The organism is Flavobacterium rhamnosi (assembly GCF_048286515.1).
Lineage (GTDB): Bacteria > Bacteroidota > Bacteroidia > Flavobacteriales > Flavobacteriaceae > Flavobacterium.
Genome location: NZ_JBLVPS010000003.1, coordinates 48,410 through 72,326, shown reverse-complemented (window position 1 = coordinate 72,326; position 23,917 = coordinate 48,410). Strand labels below are relative to the sequence as shown.

Sequence of the window (23,917 nt, the reverse complement as noted above, 5' to 3'; positions counted from 1 at the left end):
TCATAATGTGTCAACATTTGTTAAAAACATATTAACAACTTATAGGTAAAAATGGTTAAATGCTTATTTTTAGAATGTTAAATAAGCTTTTTTTGTTTAATTAGTTTCCCAAAACTACCAATATTACTTAATAAATCGAAGTGTATTTTACTTTGGACATCTGATGTAATGCCTAATAAGACCAGGAAAAGCCATTGAATGAATTACTCGTACATTATTATTGACGACAATCAAGAAAGTGTTTTGAAAACGAAAGCTGTTGCTGATAGTTTTTCGGAGCTTACTTTTGTGGCATCGGCAAATAATTATGCAGATGGTTTAAATCTTATTTTAGAACACACCCCTCAGTTGGTTTTTCTTGAAATTGACCCTGCAAATAAGGAGAGTAACTTATCTTTAACACTTATCAATGAGTTGTACCGATATCTTAAAGTAGTCCCAAAGATTATTGTGACTACCACAAAGAAAGATTTGGCTTTTGATGCTATTCAATATGAAGTGGCGGATTATTTATTAAAGCCTTTGGCACGTATCGATATTGTAAAATCAATTTTAAAATTGAACAAATCGAATAATGCAGAACAAGTCCCTTTGACGCCCAGGTCAATTCCTGACGAAAAAACAATTGTTTCAGCTAGAGAAGAAAAGCCAAATCAAGAGGAGCCTCTCATTCTGTGTATAAAATCATACGGTGATTACAGGTATATTAACGCTAAAGATATTTGCTATTTCCAAGCTGATAATAATTCTACAGACCTACACCTAAATAATGGTGAGATGATAACCGCCTTCAAAACATTGAAGCATTTTGAAGGAATTCTTTCTGCTCCTTTTATTAGAATTCACAACAGTTATATCGTAAACCGAAACTACATTTCTAGAATTCACACAGGAAATACGGTATGTTATATTAAAAACACGGCTACTAAGCTTCCTTTCTCCAAATCGTATAAGGCTAATATTGACCTTATTATTTCTGATTTCTCCAACGGAAATTACTTGGAAATTTAAAAAAACAGTCATTCACCAAGATTTGAGGGTCATCCACTATCAGATGACCATATTCCACCATATACGTCTTTTTTTGTAGGAAATTTTAAGATTACATATGTAGTTTTACTAAACAATTTCCTGCAAAAGGAATGAAAAACAAGTAAAAAAATATAACAATATAAAAACCCCAAATTATGAAAAAAGCAATCTTAACAATCGGTTTATTCTCTTTAGTAATGATTTTAACATCATTCACTACTCCAGAAAATACAAATAGTACTAATGTAGATATCATTGGTGGAAATGCTGTAGGCGGAAATGTAAAATTAGATATCATCGGTGGAAATGCTGTAGGTGGTAATGTAAAATTAGATATCATTGGTGGAAATGCTGTTGGTGGAAATGTGAAACTAGATATCATTGGTGGAAATGCTGTTGGTGGAAATGTAAAATTGGACTAATACAATTAATAAATTTTAAAAATTATTTAGGCTATCAATTATTTGATAGCCTTTTTTTATGTCAATAGCCTTTTTTTACTATTTTTGATAAAATTCATAAGGGACTATTGAAAAATAAATACTACATATATCTATTAATGTTTTTGTTTTCTGTTTTTTTTGCTTGTACCAAAAAAAGCTCAAATACTACTACTGTCGATCTCCCCGAAGACAGTCTCTCCACTTATTTTTTGCTGGCAAATGATTTCAACTTGCCGCAACAAAAAAGACAAGAATACAATCGTAAAGCTTTCGAGGTAGTTATCGATCAGCAGAACGATTCACTAAACAGAGTTAATTTATTTAAAGTTGCCAATAGGTATTATAACATAAACAATTGGAGGGATTTTAATAAAACAGTCCACATTGTTTTGACTAAATCTGAAAATGCTAGGGATACTTTGAATATAATAAAGGCATATACCTATCTGGGCGATTACTATGATTCTCAAGCGGTTTTAGATAGTGCTTTCCTGTTTTATTATAAGGCAGAGAAAATGTATCAGAAACAAGGCGATAATTTTAATCTGGCGAAAATACTAATCAGTAAAGCATCTTTGCAGTTTAAGGCCGGAGATTTTTTTGGGTCTGAAAAAGCAGTTTTTAATGTATTACGAATAGTTAAAGGGGATAAGCAGGCAAATAATATTTTATATGATGCCTATAATTTGTTAGGGATAATATACGGCGAACTTGCGCAATATGATAATGCTATGGCATATCACAACAAAGCATTAGTTATCAGTGATGATGAAATAATACCTGATGAATTTCAGGCTAAAGCCACAACGTATAATAATATTGGGTTTCTTTATCTCAATTCGCAAAAGTACCTGCTTGCGAAAAACTATTTTCAAAAAGGATTACAGCAAAAGAATTTAATTAATCAAAAACCATATGTTTATGCACTTTTGCTGGATAATTTAGCCTATTCTAATTTTAAATTAAATCAGAATGAGGAGCTCCCACAGATGTTCTACGAGTCTTTGAAATTAAGAGATAGTTTGAAATTAACTTCGGGTATATTTATTAATAAAATTCATTTATCAGAGTACTTTGCTTCTATAAAAGATGATCCTAAAGCTCTTCAATATTCGAAAGAGGCACTCTTACTAGCTCGGAGCACAAATAATTCTCGTGATATTTTAGTGGCGTTAAAGCAATTGGCAATTATAGAACCGGAAAAAGCTTCTGCTTATTCAAAAGAATATATTCGAATCAATGAGGAGTTACAAAAGGCAGAACGAAAAATTGGAGATAAATTCTCTCGTATAGAATATGAAACGGATCAAATAAAAGTGGAGAATACAGATCTTGAAACTAAAAACAGGAATTTATTATTTGGTTTTAGCGCTCTTACTATTTTGGGACTGTTTTTATACATTATTAAAGCTCAAAAAACAAAAAACAGAGAGTTGTTGTTCAAACAACAGCAACAGGAAGTCAATGAGGAAATCTATAACTTAATGATTTCTCAGCAAAGCACTATTGAGACTAATAGGATTGTGGAGAAAAAGAGAGTTGCACAAGAGTTGCATGATGGAGTATTGGGAAGAATGTTTGGAGTACGGATGAATTTAGATGGGTTGAATAAATTTAATGATGAAATCGCCATTAATCAGAGAAATAGCTATTTGTCGGAATTGAAAAATATAGAACAAGATATTCGTGAAATTTCACATGATTTGAATAGAGAAAAATCAGAATTAATTAATAACTTCGTTGCCATAGTAAATAATTTATTTGAGGAACAAAAGAAGACATTCAAGTCTAAATTAGTTACAGTCATTGATCCGGCTATAAAATGGGAGTATTTAAGTAATGCCGTTAAAATAAATTTATACCGAATTATTCAAGAATCACTTCAAAATATTAATAAATACGCTAATGCAGATACCATCAAAGTTGAGCTCAAAAAAAAGGAGGGTAATTTGTTTTTAGCAATAATTGATGATGGGGTGGGGTTTAATGTGAACAAAGCTAAAAGAGGTATTGGTATACAAAACATACAGTCTCGAACAAATGAATGTGATGGAATTGTCGATATAAAATCAAATAAAGGAGAAGGAACAACCATTAGAATTACAGTCCCAATAGAACAAAAACAAATACTTACAGAGAAATGACAATTGCCTCAACTGAAAAGACGATGATTAAAAATAATATACTAATCGTTGATGATCATCCTTTTATTATTGAAGGGTATAAGAATGCGATTACAAGATATAATCCTGAGGAGTTTCAGTTTTTTATTAGTCAGGCTAAAGATTGCAGATCAGCATATGATTTGATTACAAACCCTGCCACTTTAGCTTTTGATATCGCTTTTTTAGATATTAGTATGCCTCCTTATGAAGAAAAAGGCATTTATTCTGGAGAAGATTTAGCTAAATTGATTAATGAAACTATGCCTTCCTGCAAAATTATTTTGCTAACTATGTACACTGAATTGTTAAAGATAAAAACAATTATTAATACAATAAATCCAAACGGCTTAGTAATAAAAAATGATCTGACGTTCGATGAATTACTTTTTGCTTTTGGTAAAGTGATAAATAATAAAATTTATTACAGTCAATCTGTTCAAAAAATGTTAGACCTGGCAGAAAAAGACACAATAGAAGTTGATCAATTTGATAAACAAATTTTGTTTCATTTGTCAAAAGGTACCAAGCTGAATGAAATCCCGCAATATATTCCCATTTCACTAGGGGAAATTGAAAGAAGAAAATTAAATCTAAAAGAATTATTGAAAATTGAAGATGGCAGTGATGTTGATTTAATACGTGAGGCAAAAAATCAGGGATTACTTTTTTAGCTTTTAATTATATAAAAAACGACACTTGGTATTAGTGTCGTTTTTTATTTTAAAAAGATTTTATTCACTCAAAGCATCCCAACCACGTGCTTTTAATGCGATTTTGGTATTGGCTCGAGTAACTAAATGAATTCCTTCACTTTCTTGTGTCATGTGACCAATAATGGTGAAATTTGGATTGCCTTTTATTTTTTCAAAATCCTCCATGGCAATGGTGAAAAGCAATTCGTAATCTTCACCACCATTTATCGCTACAGTTGTGCTGTCAATATTAAATTCTTCACAAACATTAATAAATTGAGGGTCGATTGGTAATTTGTCTTCATATAAATTACAACCCACTTTTGATTGTTTGCATAGATGCATAATCTCAGAAGACAATCCATCTGAAATATCAATCATTGCGGTTGGTTTTATCTCTAAAGCATGTAATAATGTTCTAACGTCTTTACGTGCTTCTGGTTTCAGTTGACGTTCTATCAAATAGGTGTAGGCGTCTAAATCCGGTTGGGAGTTTGGGTTTACATTGAAAACTTGTTTCTCGCGTTCCAAAACTTGTAATCCCATATAAGCAGCACCAATATCGCCTGTTACAACTAGTAAATCAGTTTGTTTTGCACCGTTTCTATATACAATTTCATTTTCATCAGCTTCGCCAATGGCTGTTATACTGATGATTAATCCTTTTTGTGACGAAGTTGTGTCGCCACCTATGACATCTACATTGTATTCACGGGCTGCATGTGTGATTCCTGCAAATAGCTCATCTAATGCTTCCAAAGGAAAACGATTAGATACCGCAATTGATACCGTTATTTGTGTTGGCTTTGCATTCATGGCACAAATGTCAGAAACATTGACCACGACTGCTTTGTAACCTAAATGCTTTAAAGGCATATAGGCCAAATCAAAATGTACACCTTCTATCAGTAAATCCGTAGAAACAACTACTTTTTTATCTTTGAAATCCAGAACGGCAGCATCATCGCCAATTCCTTTTAAAGTCGAAGTTTGATTGATTTCAAAATTTTTTGTCAAATGGTCTATCAGTCCAAATTCTCCTAATTGAGCAATACTTGTGCGTTGTGGGCTTTTATCTTCGATCATTTTTTTCATTGTTTTGAGAGTGCAAATATACGAAGAAATATTCGCTGTAAATTGTACCAATTTTGATGAATTTTATCGGACCTTTAGATTAATAAAATTCATAAAGATGAAGTCATTCGATATTGTTACACTTACTGTTAATCCTGCGTTAGATAAAAGTGCTCATTTTACGGGTTTGGTCCCGGAACAAAAAATCCGATGCGGTTTGCCACGCTATGATGCAGGTGGAGGCGGAATCAATGTATCGAAAGCAATTTCCCGTTTGGAGGGGGAATCATACTGCATATTTACCTCGGGTGGAGCTATTGGTACGATGCTTGAAGAACTTGTTCGGAAGGAAAAAATAGAATTTGAAGCGATAGGAATTCAGAGTTGGACAAGAGAAAGCTTTGTTGCGGTTGATGACAATACAAATTTGCAATACCGTTTTAGTTTCCAGGGTGCCGAAATTACAATATTGGAAAAGGACAAGATCATTCAGACGGTTCAAAATTTAAAATCTAAGTATTTAGTTATTAGTGGAGGTTTGAATGAAGGATTATCATCAGATTTCTATCAGATTTTCGCCAATATAGCTAAAGCATCCAATACAAAATTGATTGTTGACACTTCGGGAGAAGCTTTGAAAAAAGTACTGGAAACAGGCGTTTATATGATAAAACCCAATGTGGGTGAATTAGCAAAACTGATTGGTGTGGAAAGCCTTGAGATTGAAGAGGTAAATGAAGCTGCAAAACAAATTATTGCAAAAGGTGGCGCCGAAATCGTAGTGGTTTCGCTTGGTCCGCAAGGTGCAGTATTGGTTACAAAAGATGATTACGAATTTGTACCGGCTCCTAATGTAGTCAAAAAAAGTACTGTAGGTGCTGGAGATAGTATGGTTGGAGGAATGGTTTGGGCACTTTCGCAAAATAAAAGTCTGAAAGAAGTCATTCGTTGGGGTGTAGCTTGTGGATCAGCAGCAACAATGAATGAAGGGACGCAATTGTTCAAATTCGAAGATGCAAAACGATTATTTGAATGGTTAAAAAACAAATAAAAAAAACCTGACAATGTTAATTATCAGGTTTTTATTAAAATTAAAAATATCTTTTAATCGTTCAATTTTAAAACTGCCATGAACGCTTCCTGAGGGATTTCTACATTCCCTACAAGTCTCATGCGTTTTTTACCTTTTTTCTGTTTTTCCAGTAATTTACGTTTACGAGAAATATCCCCACCATAACATTTGGCGGTAACGTCTTTACGCAAGGCTTTTATCGTTTCGCGAGAGATGACTTTTACCCCAATAGCAGCTTGAACAGGAATGTCAAATTGTTGGCGAGGGATTAATTCTTTAAGCTTCTCGCACATTTTTTTACCGATTTGATATGCGTTATCGGCATGCATCAATGAAGACAAAGCGTCAACGATGGTTGCGTTCAGCAAGATATCAACTTTTACTAAATTGGAAGTTCTCATCCCAATTGGTGTATAATCAAAGGAGGCATATCCTTTAGAAACTGTTTTCAAACGGTCGTAAAAATCAAATACAATCTCCGCCAACGGCATATCAAAAGTCAATTCTACACGTTCTGTAGTCAAATACGTCTGATTAGTGATTAACCCGCGTTTTTCGATACACAAACTCATTACATTTCCGACATAATCGGCTTTAGTAATAATAGTTGCTTTTATAAAAGGCTCTTCAACATGGTCTAAACGAGATGGCTCCGGTAAATCCGAAGGATTATTTACGATAAGGGGTGTTTCTGGGTTTTTCTTGGTATAAGCCAAATACGAAACGTTAGGAACGGTAGTGATAACTGTCATGTTAAATTCACGCTCTAGACGCTCTTGGATGATTTCCATGTGCAACATCCCTAAAAATCCACAACGGAAACCAAATCCCAAAGCGGCAGAGCTTTCTGGTAAAAATACCAGTGAAGCATCATTCAGCTGTAATTTTTCCATGGAATTTCTCAACTCTTCATAATCTTCTGTATCGACAGGATAAATACCTGCAAAAACCATTGGTTTCACATCTTCAAAACCATGAATGATATTGGTTGTTGGTGTTTTTGCATCCGTCAGCGTATCTCCTACTTTTACTTCTTTAGCTTCTTTAATTCCAGAAATTAAATACCCGACGTCACCGGCTGAAATTACTTGTTTTGGAACTTGATTTAGTTTCAATGTGCCAATTTCATCTGCAAAATATTCGTTTCCAGTGGCCATGAATTTGATCTTTTGGCCTTTTTTTATTTGGCCGTTTTTTACACGGAAAATAACTTCGATTCCTCGAAACGGGTTATAGTGTGAATCGAAAATTAACGCTTGTAATGGTTCGTCAATATTTCCTGATGGAGGAGGAATTCTTTCGATAATTGCTGCTAAGATATTTTCGACACCTAAGCCGGTTTTACCCGAAGCATGAATAATATCTTCCAATTTGCACCCTAATAAGTCCACGATATCATCGCTCACTTCTTCTGGATTTGCACTTGGTAGGTCTACTTTGTTCAAAACGGGAATGATTTCCAAGTCGTTCTCTAAAGCTAAATATAAATTCGAAATCGTTTGTGCCTGGATACTTTGCGCAGCATCTACAATCAAAAGCGCACCTTCACAAGCCGCAATTGAACGAGAAACCTCATACGAAAAATCCACGTGTCCCGGAGTGTCAATCAAATTCAGGATGTATTCTTGTCCTTTATAAGTGTATTCCATCTGGATCGCATGACTTTTTATCGTAATTCCACGTTCCCTTTCCAGGTCCATGTTATCAAGTAATTGCGCTTTTTCTTCACGAGCGGTAACTGTTTGTGTTGCGCCTAGTAATCGGTCAGCAAGCGTACTTTTTCCGTGATCAATATGTGCAATAATGCAAAAATTCCGTATGTGTTTCATTTTCTGTTTGTATCAAATTTATTTACTTTGCTGCGGGCTTTCCACTTCTATCCCTAACGCAATCGCCGACAGCGACAATTAATCTGCAAATATAAGCTAAATTCAACAGTTTCAAAGTCCCGAATTCGCAAACTAATCGGTTTATAGTAAGTCTTTGCGTATTTAATAAACATGTCTGATGTCTTTTAACATAATTGTATGAAATCATTGGTCTATTCTTGTATTATCTTCAAGGCTATTATGTTTCATCTAAAAAACGTAATTTTGCACCAAATTAAATGAAGATGATTAAGATTGGCAACATAATATTACCCGAATTCCCATTACTTCTCGCACCTATGGAAGATGTGAGCGATCCTCCTTTCCGCAGATTGTGTAAAGCCCATGGTGCCGATTTAATGTATTCGGAATTTATTTCTTCCGAAGGATTGATTCGAGATGCCATAAAAAGCCGAATGAAATTAGATATTTTCGATTACGAAAGACCAGTTGGAATACAGATTTTTGGTGGAGACGAAGAAGCTATGGCATTATCTTCAAAGATTGTTTCTACTGTAAATCCTGACTTGATAGATATTAATTTTGGTTGTCCCGTAAAAAAAGTAGTTTGTAAAGGTGCTGGAGCGGGAGTCTTGAAGGACATAGATTTAATGGTGCGATTAACCAAAGCAGTTATCGACAGTACACATTTACCGGTAACTGTAAAAACCCGTTTGGGTTGGGATGATAGTTCCATTAATATCGATGAGGTTGCAGAGCGTTTGCAGGATATTGGCGTACAAGCTTTATCCATTCACGCGAGGACTCGTGCCCAAATGTATAAAGGCCATTCTGATTGGTCACACATTGCCCGAGTAAAAAATAATCCTAGAATAACGATGCCTATTTTTGGTAATGGTGATATTGATTCTCCTGAGAAAGCATTGCACTATAAAAATGAATACGGTATTGATGGAATTATGATTGGTCGTGCGGCGATTGGTTATCCTTGGATTTTTAACGAAATCAAACATTATTTCAAAACAGGGGAGCATTTGCCTGCGCCAACAATTATGGATAGAGTCGAAGCTGCGAGAAATCACCTTACCTGGTCAATGGAATGGAAAGGAGAGCGATTGGGAATTGTAGAAATGCGACGTCATTATACTAATTACTTCAAAGGTATCCGAGGATTTAAAGAATACAAACAGAAATTAGTAACCCTAGATCACCCTGAGGAATTATTCAGTATTATGAATGAAATTCAAGAAGTATATTCTGGATATGAGTTTGTTTAATATTTAGTTAGCTTTTTTGTTATACTTCTATGCGTTTCCATTTTCCTCTTCGGTAGAGAATAATACTTGTCAAAGTAATTGCGGTTTCAGCTATAGGAATGGCCATAAAAACACCAGTTGGTCCCATTTTATAATATTTGGATAGTAAATAAGCCAAAGGAATCTGTAATAACCAGAATCCGAAAAAATTAATCATTGTTGGGGTCCAGGTGTCACCTGCGCCATTAAACGTATTAATTAATACCATTCCTATTCCGTAAAAAACATATCCCAAACACATCGTTTGCAATGCTTCAACGGCAATTTTTTGCACAATAATATCATTAGTAAAAAATGAAATCAGGGAACTGGAAAAAGCCAACGTAATAACGGTAATAATTGCCATAAAAATCACGTTGTATTTTGCGGTGGTGAAAACCGATTTTTCGGCACGTGCAATTTGTTTTGCACCTAAATTTTGACCTACCAAAGTTGCTGCTGCATTACTTAATCCCCAAGCAGGAAGAATAAAGAACATCATGATTCGCAATGCAGTCTGATAACCCGCTGAACCATGATCTCCACCCGTTGTGGCAACCAATTGAGCCAGAAATATCCAGCTGCACGAAGCAATTACAAATTGTAATACTCCAGGGGCAGCGATTTTCACCAATGCTTTAATCTGTTCTGGATCCGGGATAAAATAAGAAGGTATAATTTTTAAAATTCCTCTGCCATTAAATAAATAATACACTTGGTACAAAACACCAATACTTCTGCCGGTTGTTGTTGCCATCGCGGCACCCATTAATCCAAAAGCTGGAATAGGCCCGAATCCATTAATTAATATGGGACATAAAATGATGTTACAAATATTAGCCAACCAAAGACTTTTCATGGCAATGGCAGCATTTCCTGCACCACGGAATATTCCGTTAATAAGAAACAATAACATGATAGATAAACTTCCGCCCACCATAATTCGAGTAAAGTTAACCCCATATTCAGCTGCTTCAGCTGTTGCTCCCATTAACAAAAGAATATTTTTGGCATAAATAAAACCAAAAATGCTAATCACTGTGTTGCTAATCACTGCAATAATGATGGCTTGCATTCCAGATTTTGCAGCAGCAACAGGGTCTTTTTCACCAATTCTACGAGCAACAACTGCAGTAGCAGCCATGCTAATTCCGATAGCAATAGAATAAACAATTGTGATTACCGATTCTGTCAATCCGACCGCTTGAATAGCATAGCTGCTGTGCTCTAAATGACCGACAAAATATAAATCGACTAAAGCGAAAACCGATTCCATAAGCATTTCCAAAACCATCGGAATTGCTAACAGAATTACCCCTTTTTTGATGCTTCCAGACGTATAGTCAAAAGATTGATCTCCTTTGACAGCTTGCTTTAATATTGTAAAAATTCTGGAAAATAAGTTTTTTTCTATTGTTGTTTCTGCCATGATGAATTAGGATTAATGAAATGGTCAGTCCAGATTCGGCTGAACCTAAACAGTAAATAAAGTGGTCCTAATGATTCGAAAAATAAAGGAGGACTAGGCAGGAACTATCATAGCTTTTGGATTTTAAGGGAGATAAATATAACGATTCTTTTTAAATAAAAAAGTTAATCCAGCAACTTTTTGCTCACACGACTACTGGCGATCAACGAAGCAATAAAACCAAGTGTGACGATCGTTCCCATAACAGTCAATACGTTTTCAAGCGAGAAAACTACTGGATAGGCTAGCGTTGGAGTGATCATAATCAATTGGAATTGTTGTTGTAATAACACAATAATAATTCCTAAAGCCAAACCAATAATTCCGCCAAAAACACTCAATAAAGTTCCTTGAAGTAAGAATATTTTTCGTAAATCTTTGATTTCAGTTCCCAGATTGAACAAGGTTTTTAGGTTTCCTTTTTTATCCAAAATCATCATAATCAATGCACCAATCAAGTTGAAAAGAGCCACTACAATCACCAGAGTAAAGATTAGATACACCGCGATATTCTCTGTATTTAACATTTTGTAGAGCGATTCGTTGAGTTGTGCCCTGTTTTTTACAGTAATGGTATTGTCGAAAATAGTTTGGAGCTGGTCTATAATAGCACTTTCGTCAGCTCCAGTTTTTACTTTGATTTCGATTCCCGAAACCTGATTGGTTTTGTATTCCAATAATTCTTGTGCTAAACCTAAATCGGCAAAAACATATTTCGAATCTAAATCTTCACTGATGGCGTAAATTCCAACCGGGATGATGTCAGTTTTGTTAAAAGCTTGTTCGGGATTTTCTATTGCGCCTTTCCCTGGCTTTGGGACCAAAACTTCCAACTGATTATTAAAATCCAATAATCCCATGGAGAATTTTTGTGCTATTCCATAACCCACAACCACTTGATATGTGTGTGGTTTAAACCATTGCCCATTAAAAAGTTTTGTTTCTATAGCATTTACTTTGCTGAAGTTGGAATCGACTCCTTTAAGATAAGTAACTTCCTGTTTCCCTCCAAAAGTGAATAAAACACGCTCTTCTATTATTTTAGTATACCAAACCAAGCCATTGATTTTCTTGATTTGGCGCTCCTGATTTGGAGAGATCAAAAAAGATTTTCCTAAAGTGCTGCTTATTTTTAAATCGGGATCAATTTCATTTGTAAACGAAAGGCTAAAAACCTTCAATCCGCTAAAAACAGATAAAACTACAAACAAAGCCATTGCGCCAACAATAATTCCCATACTGGCAATACGATTGATGATATTGATAGCGTTATTTTTACTATTGCTAAGAATGTAGCGTTTAGCTATGTAAAGGGGGAAATTCAATTTATGACTGTCTGCGTTTTTCCAGAAGATCTCTATTTTCTATCGGATTTTCTCTGTTAGCTAAGGCATTGTCAATCTTTTCGATATAGTCCAAAGAGTCGTCAATAAAGAAAACCAAATTAGGTACTTTACGTAATTGTAAACGAACACGTTGTGATAAATCATGTTTTATTAAAGTCGAATTAGTCTTTATTGCCGCCAAAGTTTCCTTAGCTTTATCCTGAGGAAAAATGCTTAAATGGACTGTAGCTACCGATAAATCTGAAGTAACAACAACCTTGGATACTGAAATTATTAAATTATTAATTCCATTTTTTCTCACTTCACCTTGCAGAATATCAACCAAATCTTTTTGGATAACCCCACCTATTTTTTTCTGTCTATTTGTTTCCATACTGCAAAAATACTACTTTTAAGTTTTATACAGACAAATTTTCAAACGAACAATCAATTCAAAAGCAGAATTTGTTTGATTATCAGGAGCTATTTCCCGATTTTACCTATCTTTTCTGGTTAGTAAAAGGAGACAAGAATAGAATCTCTTTGCAAGGGGCGAACATTCATGATACAATAAATTTTAATTTTTAAGGACTCTATAGGTTTCAAAAACTCAAGAAATAAAATGCAAAGACCTTCATTCTCTATATACGACGCATCGGCCGGTTCTGGTAAAACGTACGCTCTTGTCAAAGAATACTTGAAAATCATTCTTGTTGCGCAAAAAAATGATGCCTACCGCAATATTCTCGCCATTACATTTACCAACAAAGCGGTACATGAAATGAAAAGCCGAATTGTAGGCAGTCTCTCTGAGTTTGCTAAAGACGAGCCCAGTTATAAAGCAATGGACTTGATGGACGATTTAGCTATAGATACGGAATTATCTATCATTCAAATAAAAACCAAATCGCAGCAAATTATCAAGCATATTATTCATAATTATGCCGCTTTTGATATTTCTACTATTGATAAATTTACACATAAGGTGATTCGCGCTTTTGCCCATGATTTGAATTTACCCATGACCTTCGAGGTTACTTTGGATACTGAAAATTTGTTGATTGAAGCCGTTGATGCCATAATTGCGCAAGCAGGAGAAGATGAAACATTGACCAAGCTGTTAATTGATTTCACGATGGAAAAAACCGATGATGACAAATCATGGGATATTTCAAGAGAAATTCTGGAAACAGGTCGTTTGGTTCTTAATGAAAATAACAGAAATGAAATCACACATTTTCAAGATAAGTCCATTGCTGAGTTTGTCGAAATCAAAACCAAACTAATCGAAGCGTGCAAAGTTTTGGAAAAAGAAAGTGTCGTTTATGCTGAAGAAGCATTGTCTTTAATCGAGAAAAACGGAATTGATATCAAATCCTTTTCGGCGGGACATTTTCCGAAGCATTTATGGAGTATTCAAGAGGGAAAATTTAATCCTAAGAATAAAACCTATCATGAATTTGATGCTATAAAAATCAATAAAACTGCAAAAGACAAAGCGATTATTGAAAATATAATTCCTGATTTATTGCAGTTTTTGGATAAAGTTTATAAAACCTTCGAAAAGATAAATTTCTACAAAGCGTTCTTGAAAAACATTACGCCTTTATCGCTATTAAATACCGTCAGCAATGAATTGGCTAAAATTCAAGAAGAACAAAACGTGCTTTCCATTTCTGAATTCAATGCCATTATACATCGTGAAATCCAAAATCAGCCGGCGCCTTTTATATACGAACGGTTAGGGGAGCGATACCGTCATTTTTTTATCGATGAATTTCAGGATACTTCCGAAATGCAATGGCAGAACTTAATTCCACTTATCGACAATGCGCTTTCAGGTCAGGACGATTATGGTGTAAAAGGGACTTTGATGATTGTGGGTGATCCAAAACAATCCATTTACCGCTGGCGTGGTGGAAAAGCGGAGCAGTTTATCGAGTTAAGTAAAGATGAAAATCCATTTAATAATCCCGATAAAAAATTAGAGCATTTAGATAAAAATTACCGCAGTTATTCGCAAATAATCGAGTTTAACAATGATTTCTTCGAATTGTTATCCAATGAATTTTTGCATTTGGATTATAAGGATTTGTATGAAAATCACAGCCGTCAAAAAATAAATGACAAGACTGGTGGTTACGTAAATATTTCTTTTATTCCACAAACAGATAGGTCTGAAGAGGATGATGAGGCTTTGGATAAAACGGAATTATATGTTTTAGCAACTTTAAATACCATTCATAAAGTAATTCAAAAAGGATTTGAATATAAAGATATTGTAATTCTGACCAGAAAGAGAAGTCAGGGAATTGCTATTGCTAATTATTTGACCAAGCAAGGAATTCCACTTTTGTCATCGGAAACGCTGATGATTCAAAATGCCACTGAGGTTCGATTGATTATTCATTTATTAAAATACCTGAAAAACAATGCCGATCTAGAAGCAAAGGCCTATTTCTTACATTATGTTGGTAAGCATATTCAGGACAAATTAGAAGTTCACGATTTTATAGCTCAAGGAATGGCTTTGTTTCAGGAAACAGATTTCGAAAACTGGTTGATGAGTTTTGATATTTCCCTTTCGTTTCAAAATATAAGAAAAAAATCATTGTATGAGTCGGTAGAGACTATAGTAAGTAAATTCCTAAACCCAAAAGTTAGTAATGCCTATGTTCAATATTTCTTGGATATTGTTTTGGAACGGGATATTCGAAACCAAGCAGGAATTTCTGATTTTCTAAGTTTCTGGGACAAAAATGCTGAGAAATTCAGTATTCCTTCTCCAGAGGGGAATAATGCGGTTAGGATTATGACCATTCATAAATCAAAGGGCTTGGAATTTCCAGTTGTTATTTTTCCTTTTGCTGAGGAAGATTACAATCGAAAGCCCAAGGATAAATTATGGCTTAATGCTGCGGAGCAGGATTTTGGTTTGCCAAAAGTTTTAATAGATAATAGTAGCGCTGTAGAAGGTTTTGGGCAGGAAGCTGCGGAGGTTTATAATCAAAAAAAACAAGAAGAATTATTAGATAATATCAATGTTTTGTACGTGGCTTTAACAAGAGCTGAAGAACAATTGTATGTGATTTCTAACATGAATTTATCTAGTAAGGGCGAAGTTGCTAAAAACAACATGTGTACTTTTTTTATTAATTATTTGGAAAGCCAAGGGGTTTTTGATGAAAATAAATTAGAATATGAATTTGGGAGTTCAACGAAATTATCGGCGCTGAAGAAACATATTGATACTTCGAAAACAATTCCTTTGGTTTCGGAAATACTAAATCCAAAGAATATAAAAATTGCACAGCGAGAAGCATTAATGTGGGGAACGCATCAGCAGGAAGCTATCGAGTACGGAAATGTAATTCACGAAATCCTATCTTTTGTAAAAACTAAAAATGATGTTGATTTGGCAATTACAAAATCTATTGAAAACGGATTGATAACTTTGGTTCAAAGGGAGGCCGTTTTTAATACGATTCTAGAAATTGTCAGCCATTCGCAACTTTTAAATTATTTTGCTGAGGGAAATGAAATTTTGAATGAACAAACAATTATCCAAAAAGAAGGTAAAACAGTAAAACCAGACAGAATGGTCTTGACGAAAAACAAAGAAGTATTGTTGCTGGATTATAAAACTGGAACGCATAATGTTAAATACCAGCAGCAATTGGAAGATTATCAGGATGCCATTGAGAAAATGGGGTATAAAGTAGTTAAAAAGGCATTGATATACATAGGGAAAGAAATCGATGTAGTAAATTTGTGATCTGAAATCGAAATTAGTAAATTAAAGCTTAAAAAATCACATAAGATGTACGGAAAAATTAAAGAATACCTGCAGTCAGAATTGCAAACTATTGAAGAAAATGGAATCTTCAAATCGGAGCGAATCATTACCTCGCCTCAAGGAGCTGAAATTACTATTTCGACAGGGGAGAAAGTTTTAAATTTTTGTGCCAATAATTACTTGGGATTGTCATCGCATCCAGAAGTTATTCAGGCTGCAAAAGACGCTTTGGATACGCATGGTTTCGGAATGTCCTCGGTACGTTTTATTTGTGGGACACAGGATATTCACAAAACGTTAGAAAAAAAGATTTCTGAGTTTTACGGAACAGAAGATACAATTCTTTATGCGGCTGCATTTGATGCTAACGGTGGAGTTTTCGAACCACTATTGGGAGAAAATGACGCGATAATTTCAGACAGTTTGAATCATGCTTCTATTATCGATGGTGTTCGTTTGTGTAAAGCAGCTCGTTATCGCTATGAAAATAGCAATATGGAAGATTTGGAAAAGCAGCTCATTAAGGCCAATGAGGCCGGATCCCGATTCAAATTAATTGTTACAGACGGTGTATTCTCGATGGATGGTGTTGTGGCACCCCTGGATAAAATTTGTGATTTAGCGGATAAATATGATGCAATGGTAATGGTTGATGAGTGTCATGCTGCAGGGTTCATAGGTGCAACGGGAAAGGGTACGCTCGAGGCAAAAGGAGTAATGGGAAGAGTAGATATCGTTACTGGAACATTAGGAAAAGCTCTTGGCGGTGCAATGGGCGGATATACTACGGCTAAAAAAGAAATTATTGAAATATTGCGTCAGCGTTCCAGACCCTATTTATTTTCTAATTCTTTAGCGCCTGCTATTGTTGGTGCTTCAATAAAAGTTTTTGAAATATTGGAGAGAGATACTGTCTTGCGTGATAAATTGGAATGGAATACAAATTATTTCAAAGCAGGAATGAAAAAAGCAGGTTTTGATATCATTGATGGCGATTCTGCGATTGTTCCGGTCATGCTTTATGATGCAAAACTGTCTCAAAATATGGCAAATGAGCTTTTAAAGAGAGGTATTTATGTGATTGGTTTCTTTTTTCCAGTGGTTCCTAAAGATAAAGCGAGAATTCGAGTACAGCTATCTGCTGCTCACACAACTGCTCATTTGGATAAGGCTATTGTTGCTTTTGTTGAAGTTGGACGTCTTTTGGGTGTTATATAATTTATGGTAGATGTTATATAATTTCCACTTTGGCCTCATAATATCGTTTTTTTTTAACATTTCATTTTGTAGTTAAAAATTTACGAGTTACTTTTGTCTGTAATTAACTAAATTGTAATTAAAAAAATTAAGTATGAAACATCTTAACAAACTTCTAGTTGCTGTATTGATGGTGATGGGTTTAAGCTCTCACGCACAAGATAGTAACAATCCATGGGCAATCTCTTTTGGAGTAAATGCCGTTGACACTAAAACTAGTGCTGGTGGTGGGCATAATTGGTTGGATAAACATTTTTCTCAGCCGTTCGCTGTTAAAGATAACTGGAATATCCTTCCTTCTGTGTCATACATTGGTGTAGCAAGATCTTTAGGAGATAATTTCTCTTTTGGACTTACTGGTTCTGTAAATAAGATTGACAAATATGTGAAATTTGCGCCAACTGCAGTTGGTCATGATTCTCGTGGATATGTAGTTTCTAATCCTGGAGACTTAATGTATTATGGTGTTGATGCAACTATCAAATATAGTTTGATGAACTTAATCAATTCTAAAGTAATTGATCCGTCATTATCTGTTGGTGGAGGATATACATTCTTTGGTGAAAGTAGTTATGGAACTGTTAATCCAGGTGCTGGTCTTACTTTATGGTTTACTGAAAACATAGGATTGGAGCTTGCAACAAAATACAAAAAATCTTTTGGTGATAGAGAAGATGCTTCTGGTGCTCCAGATGCTCCATCACATTTTCAACACAGTGCAGGTCTTGTTTTCAAATTTGGAGGTAAAGATACTGACGGTGATGGAATATATGACAAAGATGATGCTTGTCCAGAAGTTGCTGGTTTAAAAGAATTCAACGGATGTCCTGATACTGATGGTGATGGAATTCAAGATAGTGCTGATGCTTGTCCAGATGTTGCTGGTTTAGCTGCATTAAACGGTTGTCCTGATGCTGATGGAGACGGAGTTGCTGATAAAGATGATGCTTGTCCAGATGTTGCTGGTTTAGCTGCATTAAAAGGTTGTCCAGATTCTGACGGAGATGGAGTTGCTGATAAAGATGATAAATGTCCAACTGTTGCAGGTCCTAAAGAAAACGCAGGTTGTCCTTGGCCAGATACTGACGGAGATGGTGTATTAGACAAAGATGATGCATGTCCTGAAGTAAAAGGTACTGTTGCAAACGGCGGTTGTCCTGAAATTACAGAAGAGCAAGTAATGAAATTAAATACTTACGCTAAAACAATTTTGTTCAACAGTGGTAAAGCTACTTTTAAAGAAGAAACTTACCCTGTATTGCAAAACATCGTAGCTATCTTAAAAGAATATCCTACAGCAAAATTCATGATTGAAGGACATACTGATAGCGATGGAAGTAATGCATTAAACCAAACGTTGTCTGAAAACAGAGCTGCTGCGGTTAAAAATTACTTACTTGAAAATGGTATTGCTGCTGGAAGATTGAAATCTTCAGGTTTTGGTGAAACTAAACCAATTGATACTAATAAAACAGCTAAAGGAAAAGCTAAAAACAGAAGAGTTGAAGTGAAATTGATCAAAGAATAATTTCTTTCAAATAGTTATAGAAAACGCCTCGATTTTATCGGGGCGTTTTTTTATGGTGTGCTATGCAAAAGAGCATCAAATAAATGGTAGGCAAGGAGTTCGTGCAGGTCCGGTACTCAATAGTCTTTAGAATAATACGTTTTACAGCCTGATAGAAAACCATAAACAATTTATTTGCAGTTCACCTCAAGGAAATCATAGTACACACAAGTACATACGGTAGTAGGAGAGACGACAAACTTAAATGCTTAACTTTGTTTCCGACATTAATTTTTATAAAATGATAAATACTTCTTTTCTTGATAAGATTGCGACGGTTTTAATCGAAAACTATTCACACAATCTTTCGAATACAATTGTGGTTTTACCAAACAAACGTGCCAAAATATTTCTAATTGAAGCGTTGAAAAATCAAGTAACCACAAATATACTTTCTCCTGAAATTATTAGCATTGAAGATTTTATTCAAAACATAGCGGGTATCCGCACTATTGATCCTATTGAACTGTTATTTGAATTCTACGAAGTGTATTTGTCTATAACCGATAAAGCAAATCAACAGACCTTTGAGTTATTTGCCAATTGGGCTAAAACACTTTTGCAGGATTTTAATGAAATAGATCGTTATTTATTAGAGCCTTCATATGTTCTTTCTTATCTGAAAGATATTGAAGATATTAAAAAATGGGGAATTGAGGTTGAAAATAAAACGGCATTATTAGAGAAATATATTGATTTTTGGAAATTACTGCCCAATTACTATCAATCGTTGTATACTCATTTATTGAATAAAGGAATCGGGTATCAAGGTTTGATTTATCGTGAAGCGGTAAACAACTTGAATTATTTTTCAAAATCTATTAAAGATAAGCAATTTGTCTTTGCTGGTTTTAATGCCTTGAATGCAGCAGAAGAAAAAATAATCCAGCACCTTATTGCTTCTGATCAGGCCAAAATATATTGGGATGTTGACCAAGCCTTTCTTAACGACCCTTATCATGACGCAGGGCTGTTTGTAAGGCGTTTTAAAGAAAACTGGAAGTATTATAGGTCCAATCCGTTTGAATGGATTGTAGATGATTTTTCGCAAACCAAAAACATTCAAGTTATTGGTACGCCAAAAACTATTGGTCAGGCCAAAATTGCCGGAAGTATCATTGAGAATGTCATAAATCAAAATCCAGAAGGCAAGCTTGATAAAGTGGCTGTTGTTCTTGGCGAAGAAAATCTTTTGGTGCCTCTTCTATATTCGTTGCCATCCACTGTTGGTGCCTTGAATATTACTATGGGGTATTCAAGTAAGAACAATCCAGCGCAGATTTTGATTGCCAAATTGTTTAAAATGCACACGAATGCTTTATCAAGAAATGCCAAGAGTTACGTGTTCTATTACAAAGATGTGTTGGATATTTTGACGCATCCTTTGGTTGAACCGTATTCAAAAACCAGGGAGCTTGTCCATACAATAAATCAAAACAATTATACTTTTATTACGCATCATAAATTGATGGAATTGAATTTGATTCCAAACGAGTTGTTTGTTTTGTTATTTCAAAAATGGGAAAAAGGATCAATTCCTGTCTTAGAGACTATTTCTAAATTATTGCAAACCATAAAAGAAAATTTAAGCAACGATAGCGAAGAAGAAAAAATTACTAAAGCTTTTGTTTTTGCCATTTTTAAAGTAATTAATAAACTAATTAATTACTATTCAAAGCACCAGCACATCGATAAGATAGAAACGCTTTATGCGATTTATAAACAAGTAATTGATTTAGCCGAAGTTTCTTTTGAGGGTGAGCCTTTGAATGGTTTACAAATCATGGGGGTTTTAGAAAGTCGTGTTTTGGATTTTGACACTGTTATTGTCACTTCGATGAATGAGGGAAAATTCCCGGCTGGTAAATCACAAAATTCGTTTATTCCGTACGATGTGAAACGTGAATTGGGATTGCCAACTTTCAAGGAAAAAGATGCGATTTATACCTACCATTTCTATCATTTATTACAACGAGCTAAAAATATCTACTTGCTTTATAATACCGAAAGCGAGGGTTTGGATGCAGGTGAAAAAAGCCGATTCATCACACAACTGGAAGTCGAAAAGCAAAGAAATCACACACTGACTCATGAAATTTATAATGCTGTTTTGCCAGAAACTGCATATCAACAGATGGTGATTCCAAAAGTTGAAAGCGTTCTGATTCGTTTGAAAGAAATTGCTGAAAAAGGTTTCTCTCCATCTGCATTGACGAGTTATATCCGAAATCCGATTCAATTTTATTTTCAAAAGATTTTACGTATTAGCGAAGTCGAAGAAGTCGAAGAAAATATAGCATTAAATACCTTAGGGACCATTATTCACGAAACCTTGAAGGTTTTATACGAGCCTTTTATTGGGAAATTTATTTCAGAGACTGCTATTTTAAACTGCTTTAAGCAAATTGACGCTGAGGTTTTGAAACAATTCAAATTGGTGTATAAAGAAGGCGAAATCAAAAAAGGAAGAAACTTGCTGGCATTCGAAGTCGCCAAACGTAATGTTTCGAATTTTCTTAAAGTGGAATTGGGGAGTATTAAGAACGGTGATGCAATAAAGATTATCGCTCTGGAGCAGACTTTCGAACGACTACTAACACATTCTGACTTGCCTTTTCCAGTATTGATAAAAGGAAACGTAGACAGAATTGAAGAGCGCAACGGAATAATTCGAATCATTGATTATAAAACGGGGAAAGTAGAAAAGGCAAGTGTTACATTAAAATCATGGAAAGGATTGACCGAAGATATTAAAAGCGATAAAATTATTCAGGTTCTTGCTTATGCTTATATGTATCAACAGGAAGCAAAAGGAAAGCCAATCGAAGCCGGAATTATTTCTTTTAAAAATTTGAAAGCGGGATTTCTCCCGTTTAATTTTAAAGAAGAAAAAGAACTAAATTCTGTTATTACTGATGAAATTTTGAGCAATTACCTTGAGCAAATGATTCTTTTATTAAGCGAAATTTTGGATGAGAATATTCCTTTTGAAGAGAAGATAATTTAAATATATAAGCGATTAATAAATTAGCTAACATCTTTGCGTTTTACAAAAGCACTTTGGCGATAACTTTGTCGATAAGTGTTTTGGCATGGGTTTTTGGGGGATTTGAAACCTTCAAATATGTACTTGTTGTTTTTGGTTTCTTTATTAGCATTTTGATAAAAGAAGTAAATGCTAAAAATGAATATCTGTTTTATTACAATAATGGAGTTTCGAAAATGAGGTTATTGATATTTAGTTTTCTGATGAATTTTGTTTCTTCAATACTTTTTATTTTAGTCATTAATTTAATACTGAAATTAGTATGATTAAAAGTATTTTAGAAGTTGACAGCGTTCAAAAAAAATACGATGGAAAAATCATAGTTTCAGATGTTTATTTGAAATGTGAAACGGGTGATGTTATTGGCATTTTGGGAAGGAACGGTTCTGGAAAATCGACATTGTTAAAAATTATTTTTGGGATTGTAACAGCTGATTTTAAATTTATTCGTGTAGATGGTGCGGTAAAATTAAAAACGGGTGATTTACTAAACCAAATCAGTTATTTGTCTCAAGACAATTTTATTCCAAATTTATTTTCTGTAAAAAAGACTATTGAATTGTCTATTTCCAAAGATAAGCTGCAGGAATTTTATGCTGATGATATCATTGCTACGATACTAAACAAAAAAATAAGGAATTTGTCTGGTGGGGAATTGCGGTATTTGGAAATTAAATTAGTACTTAATAACGCTTCAAAATTTGTTTTACTTGACGAGCCATATAACGGTTTGTCGCCAATTATGATTGAAAAGATAAATGGATTAATAGCAGAAATGTCAGTAGCAAAAGGGATCGTCATTACGGATCATAATTATGAAAATGTGATTGAAGTCTCCACAAAATTAGCATTGATGAAAGAAGGGAAACTGCACCACATAAATGATAAAAATGAATTGATAGAAAGAGGCTATCTCAAATCAGGTATGATTTAGATGCTTTTAAAAAAAGCAGATAATACTTTTAATAACTGGTCTTGGTTCTCAATATGACTCATATGTCCATCGGGGAAAGACACCAGTTTTGTAGTAGTGTTTTCGATTTGTCCTTTAGTTTCTTCGAAATTTAGAACAGGATCTTTTTCGCCTAGAATCAATAGTTTTGGATAGGGTGTCAGGTGCAATAGAACTTCACGATCCTTTCTTATTTTCATTCCTTCGAGTGAAGCAACGATTCCTTGAAGGGGCGTTTTTAAAGCTTCTTTTTTAACACTTTCAATTTCTGATGAAAGTCTGTCTCTATTGGATTCGCTGAATAGGTTAACGATGGATAGGGAAACAAAATTCATAAAAGATTGTTTTACCGCTTTTATCGCCCGATCCCGATTTATTTTTCGTTCCTCGCTATCCGCTGTGCTGGTCGAGTTTAATAAAACTAATCCTTTTATATTTTCAGGATATAATTCTGCGAAAGCCAAAGCTACGTAACCACCCATGGAATGTCCAACAAAAATGGCTTTTCTAATGCGTAATTCCGATAAAACTGCCTGAACGGCCTCGGCATTATCCTCCATTGTTTGTACATAACTCAAACATTCCGATTCGCCATGTCCTAATAAGTCAATGGTAATGACGCGGTTTTTTTTAGCAAATTCTGGGATGTAAAAATTCCACATGCCTTTGTTTTCCAAGAAACCATGGAGCAAGACAATTGCGGTCCCTTTTCCAGTGTCGGAATAGGATATATTGGTGTTTTTAAAGAGAATTTGTTTCAAAATGTAAATTTAGTATACAAAAATAGTATTTTTATTTTTGAACCATTTAACAAATATATGCTGATAGTATTAATTCTTAAATGAACCGCTGTATTTTCAATAATCTATAAACGACTTTATTTCTAAAGCCGTTTATAGATTAT

At 34.4% G+C, this 23,917-nt stretch carries 17 protein-coding genes; 11 read left to right on the top strand and 6 right to left on the bottom strand.

The window, feature by feature from the left end; all coding sequences use genetic code 11:
* Positions 1-198 precede the first annotated feature (198 nt).
* The 4 genes from ACNQGN_RS03200 (at position 199) to ACNQGN_RS03185 (ending at position 4,311) form a co-directional block, all read left to right on the top strand.
* The gene (locus ACNQGN_RS03200) at positions 199-1,011 is read left to right on the top strand and encodes a LytR/AlgR family response regulator transcription factor (RefSeq protein ID WP_417986412.1); all 813 of its coding nucleotides are present in this window, start codon (positions 199-201) and stop codon (positions 1,009-1,011) included.
* A gap of 176 nt (positions 1,012-1,187) precedes the next feature.
* The gene (locus tag ACNQGN_RS03195) at positions 1,188-1,454 is read left to right on the top strand and encodes a 3-oxoacyl-ACP reductase (protein WP_417986411.1); all 267 of its coding nucleotides are present in this window, start codon (positions 1,188-1,190) and stop codon (positions 1,452-1,454) included.
* 137 nt (positions 1,455-1,591) lie between these two features.
* On the top strand, positions 1,592-3,619 hold the full coding sequence (locus ACNQGN_RS03190) for a tetratricopeptide repeat-containing sensor histidine kinase (RefSeq protein WP_417986410.1): 2,028 nt from the start codon (positions 1,592-1,594) through the stop codon (positions 3,617-3,619).
* A 23-nt stretch (positions 3,620-3,642) separates the two neighbouring features.
* Positions 3,643-4,311, top strand: coding sequence for a response regulator (locus ACNQGN_RS03185; protein WP_417986409.1), 669 nt, complete (start codon positions 3,643-3,645; stop codon positions 4,309-4,311).
* A gap of 60 nt (positions 4,312-4,371) precedes the next feature.
* On the opposite strand, the gene thiL is transcribed toward ACNQGN_RS03185, so the two are convergent.
* Positions 4,372-5,418 (bottom strand): thiamine-phosphate kinase, encoded by a 1,047-nt coding sequence (thiL, locus tag ACNQGN_RS03180; RefSeq protein ID WP_417986624.1) that lies wholly within the window; start codon positions 5,416-5,418, stop codon positions 4,372-4,374.
* A 106-nt stretch (positions 5,419-5,524) separates the two neighbouring features.
* Here thiL and ACNQGN_RS03175 point away from each other — a divergent pair, with 106 nt between their 5' ends.
* On the top strand, positions 5,525-6,457 hold the full coding sequence (locus ACNQGN_RS03175) for a 1-phosphofructokinase family hexose kinase (protein WP_417986408.1): 933 nt from the start codon (positions 5,525-5,527) through the stop codon (positions 6,455-6,457).
* A 53-nt stretch (positions 6,458-6,510) separates the two neighbouring features.
* On the opposite strand, the gene lepA is transcribed toward ACNQGN_RS03175, so the two are convergent.
* A complete protein-coding gene (gene lepA, locus ACNQGN_RS03170; RefSeq protein WP_417986407.1) occupies positions 6,511-8,307 on the bottom strand; it encodes a translation elongation factor 4 in 1,797 nt (598 codons plus the stop codon).
* 284 nt (positions 8,308-8,591) lie between these two features.
* Here lepA and dusB point away from each other — a divergent pair, with 284 nt between their 5' ends.
* Complete coding sequence (gene dusB, locus ACNQGN_RS03165; protein ID WP_417986406.1) at positions 8,592-9,584, top strand: tRNA dihydrouridine synthase DusB; 993 nt, start codon at positions 8,592-8,594, stop codon at positions 9,582-9,584.
* A gap of 19 nt (positions 9,585-9,603) precedes the next feature.
* Here dusB and ACNQGN_RS03160 read toward each other — a convergent pair whose 3' ends face one another.
* From ACNQGN_RS03160 to rbfA, 3 genes are all read right to left on the bottom strand, one after another.
* Positions 9,604-11,031 carry an MATE family efflux transporter gene (locus ACNQGN_RS03160; RefSeq protein WP_417986405.1) on the bottom strand — a complete coding sequence of 476 codons (1,428 nt, stop codon included), beginning with the start codon at positions 11,029-11,031 and terminating at the stop codon, positions 9,604-9,606.
* A 164-nt stretch (positions 11,032-11,195) separates the two neighbouring features.
* On the bottom strand, positions 11,196-12,395 hold the full coding sequence (locus ACNQGN_RS03155) for an ABC transporter permease (RefSeq protein WP_417986404.1): 1,200 nt from the start codon (positions 12,393-12,395) through the stop codon (positions 11,196-11,198).
* Between the two features lies 1 nt (position 12,396).
* Positions 12,397-12,789 (bottom strand): 30S ribosome-binding factor RbfA, encoded by a 393-nt coding sequence (gene rbfA, locus ACNQGN_RS03150; protein ID WP_417986403.1) that lies wholly within the window; start codon positions 12,787-12,789, stop codon positions 12,397-12,399.
* Between the two features lie 228 nt (positions 12,790-13,017).
* Between rbfA and ACNQGN_RS03145 the strand changes: the two genes are divergently transcribed.
* From ACNQGN_RS03145 to ACNQGN_RS03125, 5 genes are all read left to right on the top strand, one after another.
* The gene (locus ACNQGN_RS03145; RefSeq protein WP_417986402.1) at positions 13,018-16,170 is read left to right on the top strand and encodes a UvrD-helicase domain-containing protein; all 3,153 of its coding nucleotides are present in this window, start codon (positions 13,018-13,020) and stop codon (positions 16,168-16,170) included.
* 45 nt (positions 16,171-16,215) lie between these two features.
* On the top strand, positions 16,216-17,409 hold the full coding sequence (kbl, locus tag ACNQGN_RS03140; protein ID WP_417986401.1) for a glycine C-acetyltransferase: 1,194 nt from the start codon (positions 16,216-16,218) through the stop codon (positions 17,407-17,409).
* Between the two features lie 133 nt (positions 17,410-17,542).
* Complete coding sequence (locus ACNQGN_RS03135; RefSeq protein WP_417986400.1) at positions 17,543-18,976, top strand: OmpA family protein; 1,434 nt, start codon at positions 17,543-17,545, stop codon at positions 18,974-18,976.
* 280 nt (positions 18,977-19,256) lie between these two features.
* Positions 19,257-22,022 (top strand): PD-(D/E)XK nuclease family protein, encoded by a 2,766-nt coding sequence (locus ACNQGN_RS03130; protein WP_417986399.1) that lies wholly within the window; start codon positions 19,257-19,259, stop codon positions 22,020-22,022.
* Positions 22,023-22,323: 301 nt separating this feature from the next.
* A complete protein-coding gene (locus tag ACNQGN_RS03125; protein ID WP_417986398.1) occupies positions 22,324-22,995 on the top strand; it encodes an ATP-binding cassette domain-containing protein in 672 nt (223 codons plus the stop codon).
* Here the strand turns inward: ACNQGN_RS03125 and ACNQGN_RS03120 are convergent.
* Positions 22,992-23,774, bottom strand: coding sequence for an alpha/beta fold hydrolase (locus ACNQGN_RS03120; protein WP_417986397.1), 783 nt, complete (start codon positions 23,772-23,774; stop codon positions 22,992-22,994). The two genes, ACNQGN_RS03125 and ACNQGN_RS03120, sit on opposite strands and share 4 nt — an antisense overlap.
* Positions 23,775-23,917 lie beyond the last annotated feature (143 nt).

Coding starts and splice junctions, on each gene's coding strand:
- ACNQGN_RS03200 (WP_417986412.1), top strand. CDS start 199: ATGAATTACTCGTACATTATTATTGACGACAATCAAGAAAGTGTTTTG.
- ACNQGN_RS03195 (WP_417986411.1), top strand. CDS start 1,188: ATGAAAAAAGCAATCTTAACAATCGGTTTATTCTCTTTAGTAATGATT.
- ACNQGN_RS03190 (WP_417986410.1), top strand. CDS start 1,592: ATGTTTTTGTTTTCTGTTTTTTTTGCTTGTACCAAAAAAAGCTCAAAT.
- ACNQGN_RS03185 (WP_417986409.1), top strand. CDS start 3,643: ATGATTAAAAATAATATACTAATCGTTGATGATCATCCTTTTATTATT.
- thiL (WP_417986624.1), bottom strand. CDS start 5,418: ATGATCGAAGATAAAAGCCCACAACGCACAAGTATTGCTCAATTAGGA.
- ACNQGN_RS03175 (WP_417986408.1), top strand. CDS start 5,525: ATGAAGTCATTCGATATTGTTACACTTACTGTTAATCCTGCGTTAGAT.
- lepA (WP_417986407.1), bottom strand. CDS start 8,307: ATGAAACACATACGGAATTTTTGCATTATTGCACATATTGATCACGGA.
- dusB (WP_417986406.1), top strand. CDS start 8,592: ATGATTAAGATTGGCAACATAATATTACCCGAATTCCCATTACTTCTC.
- ACNQGN_RS03160 (WP_417986405.1), bottom strand. CDS start 11,031: ATGGCAGAAACAACAATAGAAAAAAACTTATTTTCCAGAATTTTTACA.
- rbfA (WP_417986403.1), bottom strand. CDS start 12,789: ATGGAAACAAATAGACAGAAAAAAATAGGTGGGGTTATCCAAAAAGAT.
- ACNQGN_RS03145 (WP_417986402.1), top strand. CDS start 13,018: ATGCAAAGACCTTCATTCTCTATATACGACGCATCGGCCGGTTCTGGT.
- kbl (WP_417986401.1), top strand. CDS start 16,216: ATGTACGGAAAAATTAAAGAATACCTGCAGTCAGAATTGCAAACTATT.
- ACNQGN_RS03135 (WP_417986400.1), top strand. CDS start 17,543: ATGAAACATCTTAACAAACTTCTAGTTGCTGTATTGATGGTGATGGGT.
- ACNQGN_RS03130 (WP_417986399.1), top strand. CDS start 19,257: ATGATAAATACTTCTTTTCTTGATAAGATTGCGACGGTTTTAATCGAA.
- ACNQGN_RS03125 (WP_417986398.1), top strand. CDS start 22,324: ATGATTAAAAGTATTTTAGAAGTTGACAGCGTTCAAAAAAAATACGAT.